The organism is Endozoicomonas sp. (assembly GCF_051008435.1).
Taxonomy (GTDB): domain Bacteria; phylum Pseudomonadota; class Gammaproteobacteria; order Pseudomonadales; family Endozoicomonadaceae; genus Endozoicomonas_A.
Genome location: NZ_JBPCXO010000089.1, coordinates 1 through 5,795 on the forward strand (window position 1 = coordinate 1; position 5,795 = coordinate 5,795).

The window sequence follows — 5,795 nt, forward strand, 5'->3', positions numbered from 1 at the left end:
CCGGTTTGAGACAGTTTTTATGATTATTTGAGGCGAATAGCGAGCTATTCAACGAAAAGAATCATAAAAAATGGCCAAATCCGGCTTTTTCGCAGTAGGTCAGTGGTAAGTCCGACAGGCTCCTAGTGTGGATGTTGTTTTAGAAACGCCTTCAGAGACTTTAAATGCAGTGACGAATCTTCCTTCACTGGCTTCTGAAACCTCAATTCTGTAGGTTCCTGAAGTAGTAACATTCAGTTGAAAAGGCGTTTTTGTTCCATTCTGGGGAAACGGTTCGGGAAGATTGAATCCTGCTTCAAGCCACTGTTTTATAGAAACTTCCAATACCTGGACAGGAAGATCATTCAAGTTCACTGCTTTTGGTCGGCTATAAGAGGCTGAATACTGGGCCGCATCCTGCCATTGCCCTGCTTCGCTGTAAATAGACACAAGGAGAGGGACTATCGGAAGAAACCGATACTGCATTTGAATACTCGCTCAAGAAATTTTATTTGTGATGACACTTTATTTAGCAGTGCTTGATCGATATGCAAGGATATTATTTTCAATTTATATTCATAAATTCGTATGGCTTGCTGTATTGAATAAGTATGAAGATTAAAGCAGTAGAGTTGATCTAAATAAACAGTAAGAAATATGCTTGATGCCCAGGCAGGACAGCGGTTTTTTAAGCCAGAAAACACTGTTTTTACTTAAGAATGAGAAATGATGATATTTAGAATATTATTGGTAAGTTATTCTAAATATGAATATTTGTTAAAAATAATTTTCGCTCGTTATTTTCTGCATAAGCTATTTTACCAAAGTCCTCCATTTTCTTTCTGAATATCAAATAGAGCTGTGCCGTGAAACAATCTTCTGAAGGAAAGCAGATGCCTGTTTTACTGTACATGGCTATGCTGGCTTGTTGCATCGCAAATTTTGATATTCTGAGAAATCTTAAAGATGCGCTATTGGTCACCCGGCTGGGTGCTGAAGTGATTCCGTTTATAAAGTTCTGGGCGGTGTTTCCGTCGGCATTTGTTTTTCTGGGTATATACAGTTTTTTGGCAAACCGTGTTTCCAAACGGTGGCTGTTCATTTTGGTACTGTTGCCTTTTTTGATCTGGATGCCGGTTTTTTCGCATTTTTTATACCCTAGGCTGGATCAGCTGTCACCCAACTCCTTTTTACAGCCCGTACTCAATCTTTTACCCCATCATCTGCAGTTTGTTTCTGGTTTATTCCATTACTGGCCATTAACGGTATTTTATATCGTGGCAGAGCTTTGGGGAGCGGCAGTGATTTGCGTACTCTTCTGGACAACAGTAAACGATGCATCATGTTCTGGCAGCGCTGCTTATCAATACCCACGGCTGATTATGGTAGGTAACATGGCCTCTTTGTTTTCGGGGCCTTTGGTACTGTTCTGTGTTAACAAACATCAGGCGTTGGGAGAGAGCGGCTGGCAGTTGAGCCTGGAAACCCTGTCGTGGATTTTTACAGTATTAGGTGTCGTCTTTCTGATGTTGTTTGAAGTGGCAAGGTGGACTCAGAAAGACAGTTCCAGTGCTGATCAGCCAAAAGAAAGTGACTCAGCCACATCGCTGCCAGCCATCGAAAGCCTCAGTTACTTGCTCAGATCGCCACATATCGTGTGTATTGCGCTCATTATGCTGTGTTATTGCATCACTATTAACTTGTCCGAGGTGATCTGGAAGAGCCAGTTGGCTCAGTTTGTTTCCTCACAGGCAGAGTTCTCCATACTGTTAGGAAAAATGACTTTTCTCTATGGAGTGGGCACTTTGATTATGGGATTGATCGCACCTTATCTGTTAAGGCGAAGCTGGTACGCTGCAGCTCTGGCAACGCCTGCTGTCATGGCGGCCACAATATTACCCTTTTTGTTGTTTACTCTGTGGGTCGGGTTTCAGGGTGAGTTGAACACCTCTGATGGCACCCTTTTAGGATGGGTCGTTGGTACAGGAATGTTGTCATTGGTCCTTTGTAAGTCAGCAAAATATACCTGGTTTGATCAAACCAAAGAAATTTCTTTTATCCCGCTGAGTGACGAAGAAAAGTACAAGGGAAAAGCCGCCATTGAGTTGGTAGTCAGTCGGGCAGGAAAATCGGGCAGTGCTTTGTTTTTGCAGAGTGTGATTGTGTTTTCAGGGTCCATTTCGATGGCGATACCCATGGTGGCATTGATTCTGGTGATCATATTGGGAGTCTGGTTTTTTGCTCTCCACAGACTCAATCTTCGATACATGTTGGTAGCCTCTCGTTAGTTTGACTGGGTCATTGTTTTCAGGACTATTCATCCATCCCTTGATCTGGAGAGTTGAGCATTCCGTGGCCCTGTGGTCATATAGGCCGGTTATCCGCAGAAAGTGGGCTGACGGGAAATCAGGCTATGGTGAAATCAGAAAATTACGATGTACTGGTGGTCGGCGCAGGAATGGTCGGTGCCGCAATTGCTTGTGCTCTGGGTCTTAAAGGTATTCGGGTTGCGGTTTTTGATCGTGCTTTACCGTCAGCGTTTGAACCGGATCAGCTACCGGATTTAAGGGTGTCGGCACTGAGTTATGCCTCGGAGCAGATTTTGAAAAATCTGGGGGCCTGGCCATACATGGAAGCCATGAGAATGTGCCCCTACCGACGCATGGCCGTCTGGGAAAAGCTGCACTTTCCGCCCGGCAGAGAATTGGATAAACGTCCTAATCAAACAATATTCAACGCTGCGGATATCCAACATGACCAGCTGGGATTTATCGTTGAAAACCGTGTCACTCAGCTAGGGCTTTTAAAAAAGCTTGAAGAGATTGAGTCCGTATCTGTGGTGGCACCTGCAACCATTGAAAGCATGAATTTCAAGTCTGAAAAGCCTGAGCTCACACTGGATGATGGACGAAAGTTTACCGCTGATCTGCTCATTGGTGCTGACGGTGCACAGTCCAGAGTCAGAAATCAGGCCAATATTCGTCTGGACACCCGTGAGTATGAGCAACAGTGTCTGGTTGCCACTGTTGAGATTGAAGGGGGCTTGCAGGACATTACCTGGCAGGCATTCACCGCGACGGGTCCCGAAGCCTTTCTGCCTCTGCCGGATATCGATGGCAAAAGCTATGCGTCTATTGTCTGGTACAACCTGCCCGAAAATGTTCAGAAGCTGATGAAACTCTCGGACTGCGAATTTCTGGAAACGCTATCAACAACGTTTCCTAAAGAGCTACCGTCACTGGTTAAGTTGCATGAGAGAGGCTTTTTTCCTCTGGCACGCCGACATGCCATGAACTATTTCGCCAATGGTGTGGTGCTGGCAGGCGATTCTGCACACACTATTAACCCTTTGGCGGGTCAGGGGGTCAACCTGGGCTTTCAGGATGTCGCCTGGTTGTCAGAAATACTGATCGACGCTTTTCAAGCAGGAGAAGTATTGGGTAGCGATGACGTACTCTCGCGATATGAAAATACCCGTCGTAGAGACAATCAGTTGATGATGAGCACGATGGACGCTTTCTATCATGCTTTCAGTAACGACAGTGCTCCTCTTAAGGTGCTGAGAAATGTTGCTTTGGGCATAGCCGGTCAATCAACGCCTGCCGTTAAAGAAGTCATGAAATACGCTATGGGTATTTCTGGCCGACAAGCCGAATTAGCCAAGAGCCACTGATTTTTCCAACAGGCCACAGAGCTTCTACCTCTGTGGCGTCTCTCCTTTCAGCCTCTCTGCTGCTTTTTTGTTACAGACTCCGTTATGACTGATTGAATCCTGTTGTGGAAAATAGGCGGCGACTTCGGCGTTAGTTCGAAGCAACACTGAATTCAATCCCTCATTGGATAGCACTGGAGTCATCCATGAATAAAGTATTTACAGCTGCAGCGGTTATGACCGTTGCTGTTATGTCCTCTTCTGCCATGGCGGGTGACTGGTTTGTTGGTGTGGAAGCTGGCAAGAGTAAAGATGCTATAGAAGGCAAATATGTTGATGAGAGTATCTCTGACTTTTCGTCTGAAAGTAGCGTAATTTCTGAAAAGCTCTCAAGCAAAGCCAAGACCGGCAGTTATGGTATCCGTGTTGGTAAATACCTTGACGATAATGTCCGTGTTTACGGCACAGCTTCAAAAAGCAGCTTTAAAGACTCAGCTGTGAAGCAATTTAATAAAGAAGTGCCCGGCAAGTATGAAATTGATAGTCAGCAAAGCCTGATGATGTCCATGGACTATGTCTTCATGAAAGATTCTATGGTTCGTCCATTCGTAGGCGGCTCTCTGGGTGTCAATCGCATTGAAGCGTTTGGCAAGAAAGATACCTCTGTGGCCTACGGTGCTCAAGCTGGCGTTCTGTTTATTGCGGGGCCCGTTGATTTTGAATTGGGTATGAAATATATCCGCAAAAACAACCGTATCAAGATGTCTCATGGCGTTGAAAACGCCTCGTTTGAGCTGAAAGATTCCAAGCAGGCTTATCTGTCAGCGGCCTATCGCTTCTAAGCGATCTGTTTTCAAGTTTGGACTTTTAAGGACTAAGGTCTGTTAATGAGTTACAGCCTCATTAACTGTCTGACAACTTGTTGTGTGTCTTGTTGTCAGTGATCGGGAAGCACGGATGTCGTTTCACCGATCTAGATAGATGAAAGGTGAGGCCTATCACTTTGATTCTGTCACCTGTGTGTGTGTAAGTTTTTGCCCGATCCTTTGATCGGGCTTTTTTACACCTGTCAAAAAGTCTCGGAGGTGTTAAGTGTGAGCAGTCATTTCCAGGTACCGTCCGCTTGGCAAATATAGGGACCAATTTTTGTGCCAGTAGGATAACTTTTGCCATTGTATAAACAGTCGGCACTGGCACTGGCAATAAAAAAGGACAGTAATAAAGCAACAAATGAAGTCTTATTCATTTTTTCCTCCTTGATTAGATTGAAATGGGAATAATGTCGAACTTCATCCCGGGCTCGGCAACGGTCATATTGGCCAGCTCGTAGGATTGTCGAACTCTGTCAGGGAATAAGTTATCCGCATTTTCTGAGGTCAGTTGTATTCTATGACCCTCTTCGGGTGAGCAGGGGAAAGTATTCCGGACATAGACTTGTATCATGGCCCCATTGCCAGGATTTCTCAGGACGACATTTCGCCCGATGTATTCGCTGCCATTGCAGGCTGCGGCAAAGCCACTCTGAATTCTGGTACTTTCAGGAAAGCTAACGCGCACCGGCAGTGAATCATTTGGGAAAATATAGGGGTCGTTCATATGAGCCAGTTTGCGAAGCTCTGAGGACACCTTGTGGTCTTTCCCGTTTTTCTTTAATCCATCAATCACATTCAGAGACGCTGTGTTATAAAACGAGTGGTATTTGCGACTCATGGGGCCTTCCATATTTTTAAGCAGTGAGCGCAGCTCGATGGAAAAGTCTGACATGGGGTGTTCTTGTCGGATGGAATTGATGAGCTCTGAATCCAGTTTATGAAAAGCGTAGTACTCCTTCAGTATGGTGGTGGTTAACCGTCTTGATTTCTCTTCTGCAAAAAGCGTTTCTAAAATAGAATCAATAGACGTTTTGTTGGTCTCATTCAGTTTTATTTTTACGCTTTTTCCTTCTCCCAGCATAACTTCAAGTTGCGCCGCTCCCTGGGTTTTTATAAAAACAAAATAAAAGCCAGTAATAATGAATAGCAGTGTCAGGCTCAATATACCCTTAAGTCCCGCTTAACTTTGAGGTAATGAGCGAGCAGGCTGTACTTTTGGTAAGAGAGTACAGTTTTCATACACTTTGCAGTCTAATCTACAGCATCAGCTTGTGTTCATAATTGTTCCGCTT

6 protein-coding genes are annotated in these 5,795 nt (G+C 44.8%); 3 read left to right on the plus strand and 3 right to left on the minus strand.

From position 1 onward, the window contains the following. Positions 1-99: 99 nt before the first annotated feature. A complete protein-coding gene (locus ACR2PX_RS03960; protein WP_433998065.1) occupies positions 100-429 on the minus strand; it encodes a hypothetical protein in 330 nt (109 codons plus the stop codon). 443 nt (positions 430-872) lie between these two features. Here ACR2PX_RS03960 and ACR2PX_RS03965 point away from each other — a divergent pair, with 443 nt between their 5' ends. The 3 genes from ACR2PX_RS03965 (at position 873) to ACR2PX_RS03975 (ending at position 4,473) form a co-directional block, all read left to right on the plus strand. Next, positions 873-2,267 (plus strand): Npt1/Npt2 family nucleotide transporter, encoded by a 1,395-nt coding sequence (locus tag ACR2PX_RS03965; RefSeq protein ID WP_433998066.1) that lies wholly within the window; start codon positions 873-875, stop codon positions 2,265-2,267. 125 nt (positions 2,268-2,392) lie between these two features. Next, the gene (locus tag ACR2PX_RS03970; RefSeq protein ID WP_433998067.1) at positions 2,393-3,652 is read left to right on the plus strand and encodes an FAD-dependent monooxygenase; all 1,260 of its coding nucleotides are present in this window, start codon (positions 2,393-2,395) and stop codon (positions 3,650-3,652) included. A gap of 185 nt (positions 3,653-3,837) precedes the next feature. Beyond that, the gene (locus ACR2PX_RS03975; RefSeq protein ID WP_433998068.1) at positions 3,838-4,473 is read left to right on the plus strand and encodes an outer membrane beta-barrel protein; all 636 of its coding nucleotides are present in this window, start codon (positions 3,838-3,840) and stop codon (positions 4,471-4,473) included. A gap of 260 nt (positions 4,474-4,733) precedes the next feature. Here ACR2PX_RS03975 and ACR2PX_RS03980 read toward each other — a convergent pair whose 3' ends face one another. Together ACR2PX_RS03980 and ACR2PX_RS03985 are read right to left on the minus strand one after the other, a co-directional pair. Next, entirely contained in the window at positions 4,734-4,877 is a 144-nt protein-coding gene (locus tag ACR2PX_RS03980; protein ID WP_433998069.1) for a hypothetical protein, read from the minus strand. A gap of 14 nt (positions 4,878-4,891) precedes the next feature. After that, on the minus strand, positions 4,892-5,665 hold the full coding sequence (locus ACR2PX_RS03985; RefSeq protein ID WP_433998070.1) for a hypothetical protein: 774 nt from the start codon (positions 5,663-5,665) through the stop codon (positions 4,892-4,894). Between the last annotated feature and the right edge of the window lie 130 nt (positions 5,666-5,795).

What these genes read in the sequence shown, in the direction of transcription:
- ACR2PX_RS03965 (WP_433998066.1), top strand. Translation starts at nt 873, where the DNA reads ATGCCTGTTTTACTGTACATGGCTATGCTGGCTTGTTGCATCGCAAAT.
- ACR2PX_RS03970 (WP_433998067.1), top strand. Translation starts at nt 2,393, where the DNA reads ATGGTGAAATCAGAAAATTACGATGTACTGGTGGTCGGCGCAGGAATG.
- ACR2PX_RS03975 (WP_433998068.1), top strand. Translation starts at nt 3,838, where the DNA reads ATGAATAAAGTATTTACAGCTGCAGCGGTTATGACCGTTGCTGTTATG.
- ACR2PX_RS03980 (WP_433998069.1), bottom strand. Translation starts at nt 4,877, where the DNA reads ATGAATAAGACTTCATTTGTTGCTTTATTACTGTCCTTTTTTATTGCC.